The sequence below is a fragment of the Synechococcus sp. 'PEA 65AY6A-5F PE A' genome (assembly GCF_047462575.1).
Taxonomy (GTDB): Bacteria; Cyanobacteriota; Cyanobacteriia; order Thermostichales; family Thermostichaceae; genus Thermostichus.
Genome location: NZ_JAOALE010000046.1, coordinates 1 through 18,253 on the forward strand (window position 1 = coordinate 1; position 18,253 = coordinate 18,253).

Genomic DNA, 18,253 nt, shown 5'->3' on the forward strand with positions numbered 1-18,253 from the left:
CCTTTCTCTCCTTCCTCTTGAATACCTGTACCCTATTTTAAATTAAAAGGCTGTATCTTTTGTGTCCTTCAGAATTTTAGAGCTGCTCCCGCCTCAGCCTAGCCGGGCGAGATGAAGTATTGACATACTCCCCAGCCCTTTGGGGCGGGGATCCTAGCTCCCCTCTGTCCCCCCGTATACGGGGGGTTTGGGGGTTCGGGGGAGAACGTCAACAGTCTGGTGAAGCAGAGACTTTGAGCAAGGGCAGCTCCCGTCCACAACCCGGCAGTTCCTTCCGGGAACAGCTTGGAAGGGGGCCATGTATTGGGCGGGCGCTTTTCCTTAAGGGTGGGGCAGGGCTAAGATAGCGGGAAAGGTTTCGTTACCTGTCGGCCCATGCCCCTTGCCTCTGAGACCGAGTCCTCGCAGCAAGCTCCGGCAACACCTGAGCCTTCTCGGGTGCCAGATCCGGAGTTTCCCTACGAGGTCGAGATGAGCTTGATGGAGCATCTGGAGGAGTTGCGTAGCCGCCTCTTGGCCAGTGTCATTGCGGTGGCCCTGTGTATCGTCGCCTGTTTTCTGGTGGTGAACCGCATCGTCGCCCTGCTGGAGGTGCCCGCTCAGGGGGTGACCTTCTTGCAACTGGCGCCGGGCGAGTATTTTTTCGTCTCTATGAAAGTGGCGGCATATTCGGGGCTGCTCTTGGCCACGCCCTTTGTGCTCTACCAAATTGCCCGCTTCGTCTTGCCAGGGCTGAGCGTCAAGGAGCGCAAGCTGTTGGGGCCGGTGGTGCTCGGATCCAGCCTTTTGTTTGTGGCTGGCTTGGTCTTTGCCTACTACCTCCTCATTCCGGCGGCGCTCAACTTCTTCATTCGCTATGGGGAAGGGGTGGTGGATCAGGCCTGGTCCATCGACCGCTACTTTGAGTTTGTGCTGCTGCTGATGTTCAGCACTGGCTTGGCCTTTCAGGTGCCGATTTTGCAGGCGCTGCTGGGAGCTTTGGGCCTGGTAACTGCTGAGCAGATGTTCAAGGGTTGGCGCTATGTTGTCCTAGGTTCGGTGGTGGCGGGGGCCATTCTCACCCCTTCCACGGATCCCCTCACCCAGAGCCTCCTGGCTGGCGCGGTAACGTTCCTGTACTTGTTTGGCATTCTCCTGGTGAAGCTGCTTGGCAAATGACCCAAGGCCGCAGACCTTGATTCTGCCAGCGGGGTCTCCGGCCCGGGAAAGAGAAACGCCAATGGATAAACTCTACCTTCTCACCAAGTTGCTCAGCGGCAACAGTCGGGACTGCAGCCCTGGCTAGCGTCGGGGTTCCGGCATCCACCCCCATCGGCAAGAGACGGCTCCACCGCCAGCGGGGGGAGAGCGGGCCCGGCCCGCCTTGAACTGGAAGGGATCCCGGCCAATTTTCCCGGGCAGGGTATTTCAACGGCGGATTGGCCCGCCTCACTCTGCCAGCGTACCGCTCGCCAGCCCACCAGGGACGAGAGGCCTGTTCGCAAGCCCTGGGGGGGTTGGTGCGGTTGTCAGAAGAGGCGGTTTTGGTGCCTGCTGTAGCCTCTGGGCCAGCGAGGGCAAACGGCGGCTCGCTGCGCTGCTGAGCTCTTCTCAAAGGGAGGTTTGGCCGATGGGCAAAGAGAAATTGGCTTTTGACCAACCAGTCTTCTAAAGTTCTATGGTTGCTTGGACTTTTCTCCCGAAGACAAATCCTTATCCTTCCAAAACCTACGATCCTGCTTACCCAGTCGGCAGCTACTGGGACAGCACAATACCAGATTCCAGTTGGCGACATCCGGCGCCTCTGCAAGGGCAGGTTGAGGCCGAGGTGGCCATCATAGGAGGAGGATTGACGGGGCTATCGACGGCCCTGCACCTGGCCCGCGATCACGGCATCTCGGCTTGCCTGCTGGAGGCGGGATCCCTGGGCTGGGGCGCCTCCGGGCGCAACGGCGGCTTCTGCGGAGTGGGGGCGAGCTACCTCACCCATGCCCAAATGGTGCGGCGGGTAGGCCTGGCGGAGACGGAGCGCTACTACCGGGATCAGCGGCAGGCGGTGGAGACCGTGCAAGAGCTGGCCGCTGCCGAGGGCTTTTCCCTGGATGCCCAGGGAGAAGGTTGGTACGCAGTAGCCCACCGCCCCAGCGCTTGGCGGGAGTTGGAGGCCGAATACCAGATCTACGCCCAGGTGGCCGGCTACCCAGTTCAGCTCCTCAGCCCCAAAGAGCTGCGGGAACGGGGCTTCGACAGCCGCGAGAACCACGGCGCCCTCCACATCGGGGTGGGGTTTGGCCTCAACCCCCTCAAGCTTGCCCAAGGGCTGGCCCAGGCCGCCCAGAAATGGGGAGCGCAATTGCACAGCGCCAGCCGGGTCGTTGCCTGGGAAAAGGTTGGCTCCCGCCACCTTTGCCATACGCCCGGGGGAACGGTGCGGGCACGGCACCTGGTCATTGCCACCAATGGCTACACGCCGGCCAACCTCTACCCCCAATTGGCCGGATCCCTGTTGCCGGTGCTTTCCAACATTCTGGTCACCCGGCCTCTGACGCCGGCAGAGCGAAGGGCTCAGGGCTGGTGGGATCCGACGCCGATCTACGACACGCGACGGCTGCTGTTCTACTACCGTCTCCTGCCGGATGGGCGCTTGCTGTTTGGGGGGCGGGACGGCACCTGCGATGCCCCAAGGGAACGCCAGCGCCTGCGGGCCTGGATGGCGCGGCAGCTCTACCGCCTCTTTCCCGCCTGGGAGGGGGTGGAGATCGAGTACGCCTGGAACGGCTTGGTTTGCCTCTCCCGCCAGCTTCACCCCCACATCGGCCCTTCGCCGACGGATCCCAGCCTCTGGTACGGCCTGGCCTACCACGGCAGCGGCGTGGCCACAGGGGTGTGGGCAGGCAAAATCCTGGCCCAGGAGATCGCCGGCATCCGACCCCAAATTAGCGCCCTCTTCCGCCAGCCACCGCGCCTTTTCCCTTTCCCCTGGCTGCGGCTTCACTACCTGCGGCTGGGGTATCTTTGGTGGCAGTTGACAGACGGATAGTTCCTTCAGGTGTGCGGGAGAGCCCCCTATTCGCTGCAGAAGTCCTGTCGTAATCTAGTCCTAGTTCGGCCTTGCCTTGGCCTCTCGCCATTGCCCGTCGTTCCTTGCTGAGGTACCCAGTGCTGCCCACAGCTTGTTATCGGCCTGATCAGGACTCGGTCATTCTAGAGGGTCCCTCTGTTTCCCAGATCCCACCGACAGCCTGCCGCCGCCGACGGCTCTCCCCAGGGGGGCAGCGGCTGGGGCTTGCTCTGCTGCTGAGCCTGCCCACCATGTTTTTGCCCTGGCCCGCTTTTGCCCAGATCGCCAGCTCCTTGCTCAATCCTCTGGTGGCCGCCTGGATTCGCTCTGAGGTGCAGCAGGTGGACAACTTGCGGGTGCAGATCGCCGGTTCCGACGCCCAGATTTTGAACGGCCAGATCCCCCAGGCCCAGGTGTCGGGAGACAACCTCATCTATCAGGGATTCCAGGTCAGCCACCTGCGGCTGCAGGGCCAGGATATTCGCCTCAATGTAGGGGAAGCCATCCAGGGACGTAGTCCCCTGCGGCTGTTGGCCCCCGTGCCGGTGCAGGTGAGCTTGCGCCTCACCGAAGACGATCTCAACCGCAGCCTTCAGGCTCCCCTCATCCAGTCCCAACTGGCCCAGGCGCAGGTGCAACTGCCCTTTGGAGGTCAAGCGGTGCCCTTCTTGATCCGCCAGCCCCAGGTCACCTTGCAGCAAAATCGGCTGCGCATCCAGGCCCAATTGGTTACTCCCGAGGGGGTGGAGGTGCCGGTTACGGTGCTAACTGGGCTACAGGCTCAGGGTCCCAACCAGTTGCGGCTGGTTAATCCCCTGTGGGTGAGCGAAGGGCAGGAGATCCCCATCCCCGGCCTGGCGGATTTTCCCATCCAGTTGGATCCAGGCGTGCGCATCGATCGCCTGGAGTTGCAGCCTGGCCAAATCCTCTACGAGGGCATGTTGGTCATCTACCCGGAGGCGGCGGCAGTGCCGCAGGGGTAGCGGGTTGTCGCCAGGGCTCGACCACTTGAGCTTGCCTTTGGGCGGTGCCAGCGGGATCTGCGGTGGCCAAGTTGTGATCGGGATCAAACCCAAGGTTGGGCTGCTGGGCGAGAATCCCTCTAGCCGTTGCCAAGCGGTCGCGGAGGGGTGGTGTATTGAGGTGAGTTCATGGTTTGGGGATCGCCGCCGCTACAACCCAGTGTTAGGCCCCTGCTCTTGGGGACTCTGCCGCTAATCCTGTCGCTGGTGTTGCTGGGGGGATGTTCCAGCGACGCCTTCTCCACGGTGCCCCTGGATGGGACGGCTGCCGGCACACGCACAGCCACGCCCCCCGGGCGAACTTTCTCCGATATTCCGCCCGGCCGGGATCCCCTTCTGAAGCACCTTTGGGCCAGCTTTGTGATCACGTCTGAGCAGTTGCAATCTGCCCGCAAGGCTCCCATCTCTCTCCATCCGCAGGCTCTCCTTCCCTGCACCGACTGCGAGAGCTTGGCAGAGCAGCTGGGATCCCTGCTCCCCACCCCCTCCTCCCGCGCCTTGGGCACCTATCGGCCTGACCAGCTCACACTCTCTTTCCGAGTTGAGCCCCACAAGACGTTTACCCGCCTCAGCGGCAGCTTTCACCTGGATACCACCACGCCCCTAGTTCACCCTGGCGAGGGGGTGCGCCTGGTGGTACAGCAGGCCTTCTGGGGGGACAAGGCCCTGGAGCCGCTGCCGCCCCCCCAGGACTTCTATGCCCGCCAGATGACTCAGGGTCGGTTCGAGGAGCGCACGTGGAGTTTCCCCTTCTCCCTCCCGGAGGCCGACGCCCCTGACCCCTCGCCGTCTCTACGGCTGCAGGTTGTCCTCACCTCCCCCATCCCGCCCGATTCTGCCCCTTTTCAGCGGGGCAGGCCGCTGCCTCCCCCCACGAGCCGGCTGTATCATGGGGTCACTTGGTCGGGCATGCCAACTTGGGAGCAGCTTCTGGCCTATCGCCAGGCCATTGGCCAGCCCCCCGCCTGGGCAGCGGTGGAGCACCTCTGGGATCCGCGCCAGGATTTTCCCCAGCCCCTGGCCAATCGCCTGCGGGAGAGCGGCTCCGTTCCCTACCTACGCCTGCGGCTGCAGCCGGCCCACCTCTCTTCCCTGGCTGCGGGCGAACAGGATGAGACCTTGCGCTCTTGGGCTCGGGGCATCCAGCGCTTTGCCACCCCGATTATCCTGGCCGTAGCTGTCGGGGACGGGGATACAGAGCTGCAACGACGGGCCTACCGTCACCTGATACAAACCCTGCGCTCTGAGGCCAATTTGCTCTGGGTTTTAGAGCTGGAGGGAGCGGATAACGAGGCAGCGTCTGCCTGGGCCGCCTTGCCAGGGGTGGACTGGCTGAGCCTGGAGGTGAAGGGGGATCCCGAGACCTTTGAAGCGTTGTACCGTCGCCTTGTGGCCTTTAACCCCCAGTTGCCCCTGATCCTCAGCGGGCCGTCTCCCGACGCAGAAGCTGCCCAGCCCTTTTTGGAAGGCTTGCAAGCCGGGCGGTGGCTCCAGGTGATTGGCTGGAGCTGGGCCCTGGGCCCGCAGGGGATCCCGCCCGCGGCGGCGACAAACTGGCAGCAGCGTCTGCACCAGGGGGATCCCCCCCTCTGGCTGGGAGAAATGCGGGTGCAGCCTCCGCCCAGCTCTTCCCCTTCGCCCAAGCCCTGAGAAAAGCGCTTTGGCTGGAAAAACCCTCCCAAAACAGCGGATAATAGGCCAACCCACTGCTTTTTCTTTCGGTCTTCCCAGAATTGTGGCCCTGACCTGCCCACCACCGTCGCGCTTTGCCCAAGCCATCCAGCGGGGGGAATTTTTGCTCACGGCTGAGATCACCCCCCCCAAGGGATCCGACACCAGCACCCTGCTCTCTCTGGCCCAGCAGCTCAAGGGCCGGGTGCATGCCGTCAACATCACGGACTCCAACCGCGCCATGGCCCGCATGAGCCCCCTGGCCGCCTCGCTGCTGTTGCAGCAGGCGGGCGTTGAACCCATCCTGCAGCTGGCCTGCCGGGATCGCAACCGCCTGGCTCTGCAGGGGGATCTGTTGGGGGCCTCAGCGCTCGGCCTGCGCAACGTGCTGGCCCTCACCGGGGATCCCATCCAGGTGGGGGATTGCCCCGATGCCCGCCCAGTCTTTGACCTGGAATCGGTGCGTCTGCTGCAGCTTATCCAACGCCTCAACAACGGCCTCGACTGCAACGGCAAGCCCCTCCCCGACGGCGGCACCTGTCTGTTCCCGGGGGCAGCCGTAGAGCCGCAATCCCCCAGCTTTTCCGGCCTGGAGCGGCGCTTCCACCGCAAGCTGGAGAACGGAGCCCAGTTTTTCCAAAGCCAGATGGTGACCGACTTCGAGCAACTGGAGCGCTTCATGGACAAGCTGGGCCGCCCCGCCGGCAAGCCCATCCTGGCGGGCATCTTCCTGCTCAAATCCGCCAAAAACGCCCTCTTCATCAACCGCAACTTGCCGGGGGTGCAGATCCCGGACGCCATTATCCAGCGGCTGGCCGATGCCCCCGATCCCCTCGAAGAAGGGATCCGCATTGCTGCCGAACAGGTGCGCCAGGCCCGCCAGATCTGTCACGGCGTGCACCTGATGGCCGTCAAGGCCGAACACCTCATCCCGCACATCCTGGACGAGGCCGGGATCCCGCCCCTGAGCAGCTAGCTCAACACCTGCTCCAAGCCGTAGACCAGCCCCTTGAGCTGCAGCACCTTGCGAATGCCCAGGATCACTCCCGGCATGAAGGCCATCCGATCCGTGATGTCGTGTCTCAAGGTCAACGTCTGCCCCATGCCGCCGAAGATCACCTCCTGGTGGGCAATAAGCCCCGGCAGGCGAACGCTGTGGATGGGGATGTTGGGGCCGGGGATCCCTCCCCGCGAGCCGGGGATCAGCTCCTTTTCTTCCACCTCAGGCGGGTTAAAAGCTTTGCCCAGTTGTCCCAGCCGCTGCGCCGTCTGCAGAGCCGTGCCGCTGGGGGCATCGACCTTGCGGTTGTGGTGCAGCTCGACAATCTCCACGTGATCGAAATATTGGGCCGCCTGCAGCGCCATCTGCTGCAGCAGGATCATGCCGATGGCAAAGTTGGGCGCAATTAGACAGCCCACACCGGACTTATCCGCCAGATCCCTCAGCCGCTCCACCTGCTCCGGCGTCAGGCCCGTCGTCCCCACCACCGGCCGCACCCCAAACGCAATGGCCGAGCGGACGTTTTCATACACAGAGCGCGGATGGGTGAAATCCACCATGACGCCTCGGGCGCTCCGCTGCGACAGCCGCAGCAACTGGCCCGCCAGGTCGTCGGTAATCTCGACTCCCAGGGATCCCAGGCCCAACACCTCGCCAATGTCCGAGCCCAACTGGGAACGGGCCACCGCCCCCACCAACTTCATGTCGGGGGTTTGGGCCACCGCCCGCACCACCTCCCGCCCCATCTTGCCCAGGGCTCCCACCACCAAGACCGGGATGGGCTCAGAAGCCGCCGTCCCCTCCCCAATGGCGGCGCCCTCTTCTCGTCTTTTTTGCTCGACTGCTGTGGTCACCACCTGCCCCCTTGCCTAACCTAGCGCCGGATCCCCGAGCGGAGCCTCACAATTTCACCTCGATGTCCACCCCTGCCGGCAGATCCAGCTTCATCAAAGCATCGATGGTTTTGGAAGAGGGGGAGTAGATGTCGATAATGCGGCGGTGGGTGCGAACTTCAAAATGTTCCCGCGAATCCTTGTCCGTGTGGGGGGAACGCAGCACACAGTAGAGGCGACGCCGCGTCGGCAAAGGGATCGGGCCAACTGGCACAGCCTCCGTGCGGCGCGCCGTGTCCACGATTTTGTCGCAGGAAGTATCCAGTAGCCGATGGTCGTAGGCCTTTAGGCGGATACGAATTTTCTGTTGGGTCAAGGTAGCCATAGTCGGAGAGAAGGTAGGGTGTACTCAAAAAAATGGCAGGGATCGAGCTTGCCTGGAGTGACCAGCGCCCAATCCCTGCCAAGAGAAAGCCGCTTACTTCAGGATCTTAGAGACCACACCGGCCCCTACGGTACGACCGCCCTCACGAATGGCAAAGCGCATCCCTTGCTCGATGGCGATGGGCTGGATCAGCTCTACCGTCATCCTGACGCGGTCGCCGGGCATCACCATCTCCGGCTTAGAGCCGTCGTCAGCCGTGAAGGAAGTGATGGTGCCGGTGACGTCGGTGGTACGCACGTAGAACTGAGGACGATAGCCGGCAAAGAAGGGGGTGTGACGTCCGCCCTCTTCCTTCTTGAGGACGTAAACCTCCGACTCGAACTGGGTGTGAGGAGTGATGGTCTTGGGCTTGGCCAGCACCATGCCCCGCTCCACCTCGTTTTTCTGAATACCCCGCAACAACACACCCACGTTGTCGCCGGCAATCCCCTCGTCCAGCGTCTTCTGGAACATCTCTAGACCGGTAACGGTGGTGGAACGGGTTTCTCGCAATCCCACCAGCTCCACGGTTTCGCCAACTTTGATGCGGCCCCGCTCGATCCGGCCCGTCGCCACCGTGCCGCGACCGGTGATCGAGAAGACATCTTCCACTGCCATCAGGAAGGGCTTGTCCACATCCCGCTCCGGCGTTGGAATGTAGGAGTCTACCGCATCCATCAGCTCGTAGATCTTGTCCACCCAGGGATCCTCACCCCGCTGGGTTTTGGGGTTGGCCTGCATCCTTTCCAGAGCCTTGAGAGCGGATCCTCTGATGATGGGGATTTCGTCGCCGGGGAAGTCGTACTTGGAGAGGAGCTCCCGTATCTCCAGCTCCACCAGCTCCAGCAGCTCCTCGTCGTCCACCATGTCCACCTTGTTGAGGAAGACCACCAAGCTGGGTACCCCCACCTGACGGGCCAACAGGATGTGCTCCCGCGTCTGCGGCATCGGCCCATCGGCCGCCGAGACCACCAGGATGGCCCCATCCATCTGGGCCGCGCCCGTGATCATGTTTTTCACGTAGTCGGCGTGGCCGGGGCAGTCCACGTGGGCGTAGTGACGCTTCTCCGTCTGGTACTCCACGTGGGCAGTGTTGATAGTGATACCGCGGGCTCTCTCCTCTGGCGCCGCGTCGATCTCGTCATAGCGCTTGGCTGTGGCCTGACCCAGAGCAGCCAGGGTCATAGTAATGGCGGCGGTCAACGTCGTCTTGCCGTGGTCGACGTGGCCAATGGTGCCAACGTTGACGTGCGGTTTGGTACGTTCAAACTTAGCGCGTGCCATGAATCATCACTTCCTTTTGATTTCAGTTGGTTACTCCACTTCCTTTGCTTTTGGCAATGATGGCTTCGGCAATACTGCGAGGAACTTCCTCGTAGTGGCTGAACTCCATCGTAAAGATGCCCCGCCCTTGGGTTTTGGAGCGGATGTCGGTGGCATATCCAAACATCTCCGCCAAGGGAACCTTGGCATTGACCTTGGAGATGCCGCCCTCTGTACTCATCCCCTCCATCTGGCCGCGACGGGCGTTGATGTCTCCGATAACATCCCCGACGAAGGCTTCGGGAACTTCCACCTCCACCTTCATCATCGGCTCCAGCAGGACGGGGTTGGCTCTGCGAGCAGCCTCCTTCAACGCCATCGAGCCGGCGATCTTGAAAGCCATTTCGCTGGAGTCCACCTCGTGGTAGGAGCCGTCCACCAGCGTGACGCGAATATCGATCAAAGGATAGCCAGCCAAGACGCCGGACTCGCAGGCTTCGCGGATCCCTTGCTCGGCAGGCGGAATGTACTCTTTGGGGATGACACCACCCACAATTTTGGAGACAAACTCGAACCCCGTGCCCGGCTCTGCCGGCTCCAGGTCGATGACCACATGGCCGTACTGGCCGCGGCCGCCAGTCTGGCGGATGAACTTCCCTTCCACGCGGCTAACTGGCTTGCGGATGGTTTCGCGGTAGGCCACTTGGGGGTTGCCCACGTTGGCTTCTACGTTGAACTCCCGCAGCATGCGATCCACCAGAATCTCCAGGTGGAGCTCGCCCATGCCGGAGATGATGGTTTGGTTGGTCTCCGGATCCACCGAGACGCGGAAGGTGGGATCCTCCTTGGCCAGGGCCTGCAGCGCTTTGGAGAGTTTGTCGATATCGGCTTTGGTCTTGGGCTCGACAGCCACCGAGATTACCGGCTCGGGGATATATAGGGACTCCAGGATCACCGGCGCGTTTTCGTCGCAGAGGGTGTCCCCAGTGGTGGTATCTTTCAGGCCCAACACAGCCCCCAGATCGCCTGCCCGCAGCTCATCTACATCCAGACGCTCGTCCGCCTTGAGCACCACTAGGCGGGAGATGCGCTCCTTTTTGTTCTTGGTGGAGTTGAGCACATAGGTGCCCTTGGTTAGCACCCCAGAGTAAACGCGGATAAAGGTGAGGTCTCCGTACTTGTCGCTCATCAGCTTGAAGGCCAGGGCGGAGAAGGGCTCATCGTCGCTGGCTTTGCGCGACACCTCCGACCCATCCGGCAATACCCCCTTGATGGCGGGAATATCGATGGGAGAGGGAAGGTAGTCCACCACCGCGTCCAGCAGCATCTGCACACCCTTGTTCTTGAAGGCAGAGCCGCACAGCATGGGCACAATTTGGCCGCTGATGGTGCCTTTGCGCAGACCAGCCATTAGGTCGGCTTCGCTCAGATCCTCCTCGGCAAAGTACTTCTCCATCAGGGCCTCGTCGGTCTCGGCCACTGCTTCCACCAGCTTGGCCCGGTATTCCGCCACCAGATCCTTCATCTCCTCCGGGATGGGGGCAGGGCGAATGTCCTTGCCGATCTCATCCATGTAGATATTGGCCTGCAAGCGCACCAGATCGACGATGCCGCGGAACTCGTCTTCCGCCCCGATGGGCAGTTGGATCGGCACGGCGTTGGCTTTGAGGCGCTCCCGGATCTGGTTATAAACCTTGAGGAAATTGGCCCCCATGCGATCCATTTTGTTGACAAAGGCAATGCGGGGCACATTGTAACGATTGGCCTGCCGCCAGACGGTTTCCGACTGCGGCTGCACGCCCCCTACCGAGTCGAAGACGGCGATCACCCCGTCCAGCACCCGCATCGAGCGCTCCACCTCGATGGTGAAGTCCACGTGCCCTGGCGTGTCGATGATGTTGATGGTGTATTCCGGCGCGCCGGCGAGAGGTTGGGAGGGGTTTTTCGGATCCCGCTTGGTCCAACGGGTAGTGATGGCCGCGGCCGTGATGGTGATGCCCCGCTCCCGTTCCTGAGCCATCCAGTCGGTTACCGTGGTTCCCTCGTGAACCTCGCCAAGCTTATGCACCAGACCGGAATAGAAGAGGATCCGTTCTGTGGTCGTGGTCTTGCCAGCATCGATGTGGGCCGCGATACCAATATTTCGAACTCGTTCCAGGGGAACTGTGCGTGCCACGTTAACCTCCCAATCCTCGTCGCCCTGCGACTCGGGCAAACTAAAAAAACCTTTACAATTCTAGTCTTTTTTGCCCCTTCTCCTCCAGATCCAGCCCAGCTCTCGGCAAATGGGAAGGGATCCCAACAACATCCTCCTTTGCTCGGCCAGCGGGGTTCAGTAGCGGTAGTGGGCAAAGGCTTTGTTGGCTTCGGCCATGCGATGGACTTCCTCTCGCCGGCGGATGGCGTTGCCGGTTTCGTTGGCCGCATCTATAATCTCATTGGCTAACTTGGCAGACATAGTGCGGCCTGGACGGGTGCGGGAAAAGGTGACTAGCCAGCGCAGCGCCAATGAGGTTCCTCGCTCCGCTCTGACCTCCACAGGCACCTGATAGGTGGCGCCGCCCACCCGCCGCGCTTTCACCTCCACCAAGGGGGTGGCGTTGCGAACGGCATTTTCCAGTACGGGCAGCGGATCCTGGCCGGTGCGCTCTCGCACAATCTCTAGAGCGTCGTAGAGGATCCTGGCGGCAAGAGAAGCCTTGCCCCTCATCATCAACTTGTGGATCAGCATGGTAACCAAACGGCTCCCGTACTTGGGATCTGGAGGCACGTCACGGCGAGGAGCACGGTTGCGGCGAGACATAGGAGCTGTAGAACTTGAAGGCAGGATGACGTCCAGAGGGAAACTATTTCTTCTTGCCAGCGGCGGCTGGGGCTTGGCCGGGCTTAGGCCGTTTTGCCCCGTATTTGGAGCGGCCTTGCTTGCGGTCTTTCACTCCTGCGGCGTCGAGCGTGCCCCGAATAATGTGATAGCGCACGCCGGGCAAGTCCTTGACCCTTCCGCCGCGAATCATGACCACCGAGTGCTCTTGTAGGTTGTGGCCAATGCCGGGGATGTAAGCAGTAACTTCAAAGCCAGAGGTGAGGCGAACCCGCGCCACCTTCCGCAAAGCTGAGTTGGGCTTCTTGGGCGTTGTCGTGTACACTCGGGTGCAAACTCCCCGCCGCTGAGGACATCCTTTCAGGGCAGGGGCCTTGGTCTTGCGAACAGCAGCCTTGCGCTCTTCGCGAATGAGTTGCTGAATGGTGGGCATGGGTTGGCTGAGAAGATCGCTACTCAATTATCCGGCAGTAGTAAATCCTAGCAAGGCGGGATCCCGGCGTCAACTTAAGGGATCAGCTTCTGGGCTGGTGGCTTGGCTGAGTGAGAATTTCAGCATCCTTGTTCCCCTCAGCTAGCCTAGAGGAGCTTCTGCACACCAGAAGGAACTCGCGAAAGGCGATGGGCTGGATGGATTGGTGGATTTTGCTCCCTTGTCCGCTCTGCCAGCGCCCGGCTAAGGCTGTGTTTTGTCCAGACTGTCAAAGGCGGCTGCAGGCGGAGCGGCTCGACTCTTGGCCGGTCACCACTTCGCCTTGGCCGCTTTATGCTTGGGGGATCCACCGGGGAGCGCTGCGCCGGGCCATCTATTGCCTGAAATATGAAGGACAGCGGCGCATTGGCGCGGTTTTGGGGGAATGGCTGGGATCCCGCTGGCTGGAGAGCCGACAGAAGCGTTCGGGATCCCAGGGAAGCCATGACCTGCTGTCTCGCCACGACTATACGGTGGTGCCCATCCCTCTGCATGCGGAGCGGCTGCGGCAGCGGGGCTACAACCAGGCGGCTTTGATCAGCCAAGCTTTTTGCGAGCGGACGGGTCTAAGACATTTACCTGACGCTCTGGTGCGGGTGCGGGCCACAGCGGCCCAACATGAGCTCAACCCCCTGCAACGCCAGCAGAACTTGGCAGGCGCCTTTGCTCTCAAGCGCGCTCCCGCCACGCCGGTGCTACTGGTGGATGACATCTACACCACCGGCTCCACCGTCCAAGCGGCGCAGCAGGTCTTGGTCGCTGCCGGGATCCCGGTGGCCGGGGTGATCGTCGTGGCCCAGGCGCAGCAAGCTGCCGACCGTTCCACCCTGCCCTGGCAGCTCCGACGGCGTGGCCAGGCTTGACTATCGGGCCTGTTGCAGGGCTGCCTGCCGGGGATCCACGTTGAGGAACACGGTGGCATCCCCCTCGACGCGGATGATGCGCAGAGGGGGCAGCGAGTCCGTCGGGTTTTGGATGCGCTCCTGGAGTTTTTCGTAAAACAACAGATCCGCCAGTTGTGCGTTCTGCGCTGCCGCTTGTCCTTTCAGCTCAATGGCCCGCTGGTTGGCCGCCGCCAAGATCAGCAGCCGCTCGGTCTCTTTTTCCTGAATTTGCGCCCGCACTGCCGCCGTTTGTGCTGTAATCGAGGCCACCTGTTTGCGTTCAATCGAGTCTCTTAAGGCTTGTGGGAAATCGGGGTTGCCCAGAAACAGGCCCTCCACCTGCACCAGAGGCAGGGTTTGGCCATCGCGGTTGACGGTGGGCATCTCTTGGCGGATCAAGTCCAGGGCCCGTTGTTCGATGGCCGTGCGCTGGCTTTTGCGGTAGAAATCCTCGGAATCGAAAGAGGCGGAGATATCGCGGATCTTGGAGCGCACCACCGGCACCACCACTGTCGAAAGATAGTTCTCGCCGATGGTGGCGTGCAGCTCGTCCAAAGTGGCGAGGTTGGGCTTGAGGGCAATGGCCACATCGATGGCAAAAGCCTGCCCGTCGGCGGTGTTGACCGTGATGGCATTGCTGATGGCGTTGGCCGAGTTGGGGTCATTGGTAAACTCCCAAACGCGGGTGAGCACGGTGTAGGTGATCGGCGTTTCGATCCCTGGAATCCGGAAGATGACCCCCGGCAATTCTACCCGCCCCTTTTGCAGCCCGGAAAAGGTATTGAACACTACAGTGGCATGTCCGGGCAAAGTGACGTACAGGCAAGCGCGGAGCACTCCCAGGGCCGCCAAGACGGCGATCCCTCCTACGGTTAACCAACCCACTCTGCTTTGGGGTGCTTCTCCTGTTGGATACATGGCGGCTCCTCGTGGAAAGAGGATGAAAAAGTGCTGGTTGCTATTTGGTAACCAGAGTTTCCAGGCGGGATCCCAGTACCGCGGCTTTGACCACCTCTAGGTACTGCGGATTTTGGGTGAGGGCCTGTGCTTTGGCTCTCAATTGACCGGCTTCTGCCTCCGCTTGAGAAATGATGGCGCGGGCATCTTGGCGGGCCTGCTCGATCTCAAATTGCTTTTGCGCCAGTTGGTTTTCGGCGATGGTCTTTGCTTCAATAGCGGCTACAAAATCGGGATCGAAATCCACATCCCGCAGCAGAAAGTCCAAAACTTCGATGCCGTATTCCTTCAGCAAAAGGGCCACTCGTTCGCGAATTTGTCCTTGAAGCAGCGGGCGCTCGGTGGAATAGAGAGCTTGGGCGGAAAAGCCGCTGGTCTCGTTCAAGATGACCGACCGGACAATGGGGGCAATGCGATCCAAGTAGTTCTCTCCCAGTTGGGTATAGACCTTGGGAGGATCCACAATGCGAAATTGCAGCGTCGCTTCAGCCGCAATCTGCTGCCCATCCTGAGAAAGGGCCACCAGCCGCGGTGCGTAGGCGTTTGGGTCGTTGTCTTTCCAGGTCAGAGCTTGGGTTTTCACATCAAAGATGACTGTGCGAGAGACAAAGGGCGGCACCCAATGGAGACCAGGCTGCAAAGCCATCGGGCTCACCCCCCCTCCCCAGGTGAACACCACCATATTTTCTCCATTGCCCACCAGTCGCAGCGGCCTGCCCATCGCCACTAGGATCAATACGGCTCCGGCAAGGGTGGCCTTGGGCAACCAGCGACCAACTCGCCTCTCCCAACCTTCTGCTCGCATCTCCCCATCTCCTGCGCATGCAGCCATTCTCGCGGCTGTGGGGAAATGAGGCCGAGAAATCGCCGCTATCTTTTAAGTTTTCTCCAGGGATCCCGCGAGAGATCCCGCGCTTGCTCGCCCACTGTTCTCAACGATGTCGAGAACTCTACAAAGTTTACAAAAGATTACTTCATACTTTGCAAAGACCCGTGACAGACAAGCGAAAAGGGAAGAAGATTAAGACATAATAAAGATTTGGGTTGCCGTTCATGCTACCTACTGTCGACTACGAGCGGCGAGACATCCAAGTGCCACTCTCGTGCATCCCCGTTGCCGCCCGGGCCTTGATCCGGCAGGGGGTATCCGTCTGCTGGCGGGAAGAAAGCCTGTCTGCCCTAATTCGTCTGGGATCCAAAGGAGCCGCCGACCGAGCCGCCATTCTGCTGGTGGAAATGAGCCTCATGGGCCAACCGGAAGAGCTAAAAAACTGGCTGGAGATGTGCTGGCAACTGCCCGCTTGTCTCAGGGAACCGCTGCAGGTGTAGGGGTATAAGAATCCCTGTTGCGGGCGAAGATGGGGTTGGTCTTTGTCTCCATCCGGTTGTGCGCTCTCGGGAACTTTTGCAGTATTATCGTCGCTTGCGTCACCAGACCCTGACGGTTGTGGACGTGGAAACCACGGGATCCTGTGTGCCTGGGCAACGGGTCATCGAAATTTCACTGCTCAAGGCCAGTCTAGAGCAAGGTATTCTCGACCACAGAGCTTGGTTGTTGGATCCCGACATTCCCATCCCCCCCTCAATTGTGCGATTGACAGGCATTACGCCCGAGATGGTGGCCCAGGGATCTGACCCGGCGGTAATTTGGCCAGAAATTCAAGCCGATCTGGAGTCAGGAACGCTGACGGCCCACAATCTCGCCTTCGACTACGGCTTTTTGCAAATGGAATACGGGCGGCTAGGGATCCCATTTGTCCGACCGAAACCAGATCAGTTCTGCACCCTACAGTTGGCACGGCTGTTATTGCCGGATTTGCCCTCCCGCAGTTTGCCCGCTTTGGTGGAACATTTTCAGTTGCAGTTGGGTGGGCCGCTGGTGGCGGGGGGAAAATACTCCCACCGAGCCGCAGCCGATGCCTTGGCCTGTTGGCTGCTGGCAGAGCGGCTATTGCAGCAGGTGTATTGTGAACCGGAAGAACAAATATTGGCCCGTTTTGGGCGGCAGTGGATCCCAGTTAGCGAAGCAGCACAAATCTTGGGCTGTTCTACTCGCGAAGCCCGTGCACAGATGGAAACTGCGGGGCTAATGGCACGCGCTAGCCGCAGCGGAGCCTATCTGTATCGCCGTGACGAGGTGGAAGCCTTGGCGGAAAGAAGTGTTGCGGCTGAGGCAGCGGATTGAGGGCTAATGGTCTGGCAACGATCCTACGAATGGGGCCCTCCAAACCCACACCTTGGCCACACAATTTGGTATAATCCTATACTAACTATGAACCCGAACTTTGGGCTACATCTGCCAAGGAAGAGTTTAGCTGACGAAGCCAGGAGCCAGAGTTGAGGTCAGATCAGGCAAGCTCTCCAGGATTCCGTATTCCATCATGAGTTCCGCTGCTTTCTTCCAAACAGTGGGATCGATTTCGCCCAACCGGCCCCCTGCAGTGACATAGGGCTCGAGAAGCTCAAGAGTACGGGTTTGATAGGCAACATCCTTGTAGGGGGATCCCTCAGGGACAAACTTTTCTACGATCATGGCTGCCGTCTTGGGTTTATCGGCTAGAGCCCGTTTCCAACCCTCGAAAGTTGCTGCCATAGCGGCACGAACAAGCTCAGGTTTATCGGCCAGCGTCGCCTCCGAGGCTACGATGGTCTGTGCTGTCGAGAGGAGGCCGTGATCCGAAAGTTTGAGAACCTTTGGTTCAACGCCGAACTGCTTCGCAACCCCAATGGGCTCGTCGATCACGTAGCACTGTACAGCGGCAAACTCACCCGATAGAACACGTTCGTACTTGTTGCTGTAGGGGATCTCCACCACCTCGATATCTTCGATGCCGTTCACCCCCTTGACCAGCGCCATGATCTTCAGCCCATCCAGATGTACACCAACTCGCTTGCCTCGCAGATCGGCCAGGCTAGAAAGTGACTGGTTCGGGGTGGTCATCAGGCCATAGGGTGAGGCCTTAAACATCGTCGCAATCGCCTTGACAGGGGCACCATCAGCCTGAGCCGCAAGAATGAGATTCTGTTCGGCACAGGCAAAGTCAGCCTTGCCCATAGCTACCTCGGCAACCACATTAACCCCATCCGACCAGGGCCGAGGCTCAAGTGCGATACCCTTCTCTGCGTACAAACCGGCATCGATCCCCACAAACACGCCTGCGAACTGGGCGTTAAACTTCCAATCAAACTGAAAGGACATGGAGGTTGCCGCCTCTACGCGACGAACCTGCTGCACCGGCAGAGCAAGCGCGGCAGAACAAGCTGCTCCGTATTTCAAGAGATCGCGACGTTTCATCATTCTGGGCTTCTGGATGGATTGAGAAAACAACAATTGATTGTTGCTTTCTGCAACCCATCGAGTCTGTATTTCAGGCTACAGCACGGCTCAGTCCAATTGCGCTCTCAGGGTTTGCACACCCCGTCGCGACCAGCTCACCGCTCCAGAACGATCGGCTACGTAGAGAGGTCGTTGTTTCTGCCGGAACCAGGTGACCACCGTCTCGCCGACAGAGCCAGAGCTGATGCCCGCCTGCACCTGAAAGCGCTCCAGGAGATCCAAAATCAGGGATCCCCCGTCCCACCACAGCCAGTCGATCTGGGCCGGCATCAGCGGAGATCCGGTTAGCTCGGCTTGCACATGGGTGCCGGCAGAGCCCAGCAGCAGCCAATGGGATCCCTCTGTTTCTAAAGTCAACACCAGGGGGTTGGTGTGGATGGCCTGTAGGCTCAACCGCTGCGACACCGGGATCCGGTCGGCAGGCTGCAACACTCGATAGGGGATCCCGGCAGCTTGCACGGCACTAAGGGAACGCAGGTACAGCCTTTTAATTTAAAATAGGGTACAGGTATTCAAGAGGAAGGAGAGA

18 protein-coding genes are annotated in these 18,253 nt (G+C 60.6%); 8 read left to right on the forward strand and 10 right to left on the reverse strand.

Annotated features, from left to right (window positions below; translation table 11 throughout):
• The first annotated feature begins 471 nt into the window (after positions 1-471).
• The 5 genes from tatC to GG26_RS12315 all read left to right on the forward strand — a co-directional run bounded on the left by tatC (position 472) and on the right by GG26_RS12315 (position 6,709).
• Positions 472-1,158: a twin-arginine translocase subunit TatC gene (gene tatC, locus GG26_RS12295; protein WP_228375510.1), complete on the forward strand. Its 687-nt coding sequence runs from the start codon at positions 472-474 to the stop codon at positions 1,156-1,158.
• Positions 1,159-1,807: 649 nt separating this feature from the next.
• Positions 1,808-3,019, forward strand: a complete 1,212-nt coding sequence (locus tag GG26_RS12300) for an NAD(P)/FAD-dependent oxidoreductase (protein ID WP_228375481.1) — start codon at positions 1,808-1,810, stop codon at positions 3,017-3,019.
• A gap of 71 nt (positions 3,020-3,090) precedes the next feature.
• Complete coding sequence (locus GG26_RS12305; protein ID WP_240527375.1) at positions 3,091-4,023, forward strand: DUF2993 domain-containing protein; 933 nt, start codon at positions 3,091-3,093, stop codon at positions 4,021-4,023.
• 168 nt (positions 4,024-4,191) lie between these two features.
• Positions 4,192-5,712 carry a hypothetical protein gene (locus GG26_RS12310; RefSeq protein ID WP_414390894.1) on the forward strand — a complete coding sequence of 507 codons (1,521 nt, stop codon included), beginning with the start codon at positions 4,192-4,194 and terminating at the stop codon, positions 5,710-5,712.
• Positions 5,713-5,797: 85 nt separating this feature from the next.
• A complete protein-coding gene (locus GG26_RS12315; RefSeq protein ID WP_011430163.1) occupies positions 5,798-6,709 on the forward strand; it encodes a methylenetetrahydrofolate reductase in 912 nt (303 codons plus the stop codon).
• Here the strand turns inward: GG26_RS12315 and dapB are convergent.
• From dapB to rpsL, 6 genes are all read right to left on the reverse strand, one after another.
• Entirely contained in the window at positions 6,706-7,542 is an 837-nt protein-coding gene (dapB, locus tag GG26_RS12320) for a 4-hydroxy-tetrahydrodipicolinate reductase (RefSeq protein WP_041439013.1), read from the reverse strand. The two genes, GG26_RS12315 and dapB, sit on opposite strands and share 4 nt — an antisense overlap.
• A gap of 91 nt (positions 7,543-7,633) precedes the next feature.
• Positions 7,634-7,951 carry a 30S ribosomal protein S10 gene (rpsJ, locus tag GG26_RS12325; RefSeq protein ID WP_011430161.1) on the reverse strand — a complete coding sequence of 106 codons (318 nt, stop codon included), beginning with the start codon at positions 7,949-7,951 and terminating at the stop codon, positions 7,634-7,636.
• Between the two features lie 93 nt (positions 7,952-8,044).
• Entirely contained in the window at positions 8,045-9,274 is a 1,230-nt protein-coding gene (gene tuf / locus GG26_RS12330; protein ID WP_011430160.1) for an elongation factor Tu, read from the reverse strand.
• Positions 9,275-9,296: 22 nt separating this feature from the next.
• The gene (gene fusA, locus GG26_RS12335) at positions 9,297-11,429 is read right to left on the reverse strand and encodes an elongation factor G (RefSeq protein WP_011430159.1); all 2,133 of its coding nucleotides are present in this window, start codon (positions 11,427-11,429) and stop codon (positions 9,297-9,299) included.
• Positions 11,430-11,585: 156 nt separating this feature from the next.
• Positions 11,586-12,056: a 30S ribosomal protein S7 gene (rpsG, locus tag GG26_RS12340; protein WP_011430158.1), complete on the reverse strand. Its 471-nt coding sequence runs from the start codon at positions 12,054-12,056 to the stop codon at positions 11,586-11,588.
• Positions 12,057-12,099: 43 nt separating this feature from the next.
• The gene (gene rpsL / locus GG26_RS12345; RefSeq protein WP_011430157.1) at positions 12,100-12,507 is read right to left on the reverse strand and encodes a 30S ribosomal protein S12; all 408 of its coding nucleotides are present in this window, start codon (positions 12,505-12,507) and stop codon (positions 12,100-12,102) included.
• A 197-nt stretch (positions 12,508-12,704) separates the two neighbouring features.
• Between rpsL and GG26_RS12350 the strand changes: the two genes are divergently transcribed.
• On the forward strand, positions 12,705-13,409 hold the full coding sequence (locus tag GG26_RS12350) for a ComF family protein (protein ID WP_011430156.1): 705 nt from the start codon (positions 12,705-12,707) through the stop codon (positions 13,407-13,409).
• On the opposite strand, the gene GG26_RS12355 is transcribed toward GG26_RS12350, so the two are convergent.
• Positions 13,410-14,348: a prohibitin family protein gene (locus tag GG26_RS12355; protein ID WP_414390901.1), complete on the reverse strand. Its 939-nt coding sequence runs from the start codon at positions 14,346-14,348 to the stop codon at positions 13,410-13,412.
• 40 nt (positions 14,349-14,388) lie between these two features.
• Positions 14,389-15,192: a prohibitin family protein gene (locus GG26_RS12360; protein ID WP_414390903.1), complete on the reverse strand. Its 804-nt coding sequence runs from the start codon at positions 15,190-15,192 to the stop codon at positions 14,389-14,391.
• Positions 15,193-15,440: 248 nt separating this feature from the next.
• Between GG26_RS12360 and GG26_RS12365 the strand changes: the two genes are divergently transcribed.
• Together GG26_RS12365 and GG26_RS12370 are read left to right on the forward strand one after the other, a co-directional pair.
• The gene (locus tag GG26_RS12365) at positions 15,441-15,716 is read left to right on the forward strand and encodes a hypothetical protein (protein WP_228375478.1); all 276 of its coding nucleotides are present in this window, start codon (positions 15,441-15,443) and stop codon (positions 15,714-15,716) included.
• A 58-nt stretch (positions 15,717-15,774) separates the two neighbouring features.
• The gene (locus GG26_RS12370; RefSeq protein WP_414390905.1) at positions 15,775-16,572 is read left to right on the forward strand and encodes an exonuclease domain-containing protein; all 798 of its coding nucleotides are present in this window, start codon (positions 15,775-15,777) and stop codon (positions 16,570-16,572) included.
• Positions 16,573-16,698: 126 nt separating this feature from the next.
• Here the strand turns inward: GG26_RS12370 and GG26_RS12375 are convergent, their stop codons facing one another.
• Together GG26_RS12375 and GG26_RS12380 are read right to left on the reverse strand one after the other, a co-directional pair.
• Positions 16,699-17,718: an ABC transporter substrate-binding protein gene (locus GG26_RS12375; RefSeq protein ID WP_414390908.1), complete on the reverse strand. Its 1,020-nt coding sequence runs from the start codon at positions 17,716-17,718 to the stop codon at positions 16,699-16,701.
• Between the two features lie 54 nt (positions 17,719-17,772).
• Positions 17,773-18,183 carry a hypothetical protein gene (locus GG26_RS12380; protein ID WP_414390911.1) on the reverse strand — a complete coding sequence of 137 codons (411 nt, stop codon included), beginning with the start codon at positions 18,181-18,183 and terminating at the stop codon, positions 17,773-17,775.
• Positions 18,184-18,253 lie beyond the last annotated feature (70 nt).

Excerpts from the sequence above, each read along its gene's own strand:
- tatC (WP_228375510.1), top strand. The coding sequence starts at position 472 with ATGAGCTTGATGGAGCATCTGGAGGAGTTGCGTAGCCGCCTCTTGGCC.
- GG26_RS12310 (WP_414390894.1), top strand. The coding sequence starts at position 4,192 with ATGGTTTGGGGATCGCCGCCGCTACAACCCAGTGTTAGGCCCCTGCTC.
- rpsJ (WP_011430161.1), bottom strand. The coding sequence starts at position 7,951 with ATGGCTACCTTGACCCAACAGAAAATTCGTATCCGCCTAAAGGCCTAC.
- tuf (WP_011430160.1), bottom strand. The coding sequence starts at position 9,274 with ATGGCACGCGCTAAGTTTGAACGTACCAAACCGCACGTCAACGTTGGC.
- rpsG (WP_011430158.1), bottom strand. The coding sequence starts at position 12,056 with ATGTCTCGCCGCAACCGTGCTCCTCGCCGTGACGTGCCTCCAGATCCC.
- rpsL (WP_011430157.1), bottom strand. The coding sequence starts at position 12,507 with ATGCCCACCATTCAGCAACTCATTCGCGAAGAGCGCAAGGCTGCTGTT.
- GG26_RS12350 (WP_011430156.1), top strand. The coding sequence starts at position 12,705 with ATGGATTGGTGGATTTTGCTCCCTTGTCCGCTCTGCCAGCGCCCGGCT.
- GG26_RS12355 (WP_414390901.1), bottom strand. The coding sequence starts at position 14,348 with ATGTATCCAACAGGAGAAGCACCCCAAAGCAGAGTGGGTTGGTTAACC.
- GG26_RS12360 (WP_414390903.1), bottom strand. The coding sequence starts at position 15,192 with ATGCGAGCAGAAGGTTGGGAGAGGCGAGTTGGTCGCTGGTTGCCCAAG.
- GG26_RS12365 (WP_228375478.1), top strand. The coding sequence starts at position 15,441 with ATGCTACCTACTGTCGACTACGAGCGGCGAGACATCCAAGTGCCACTC.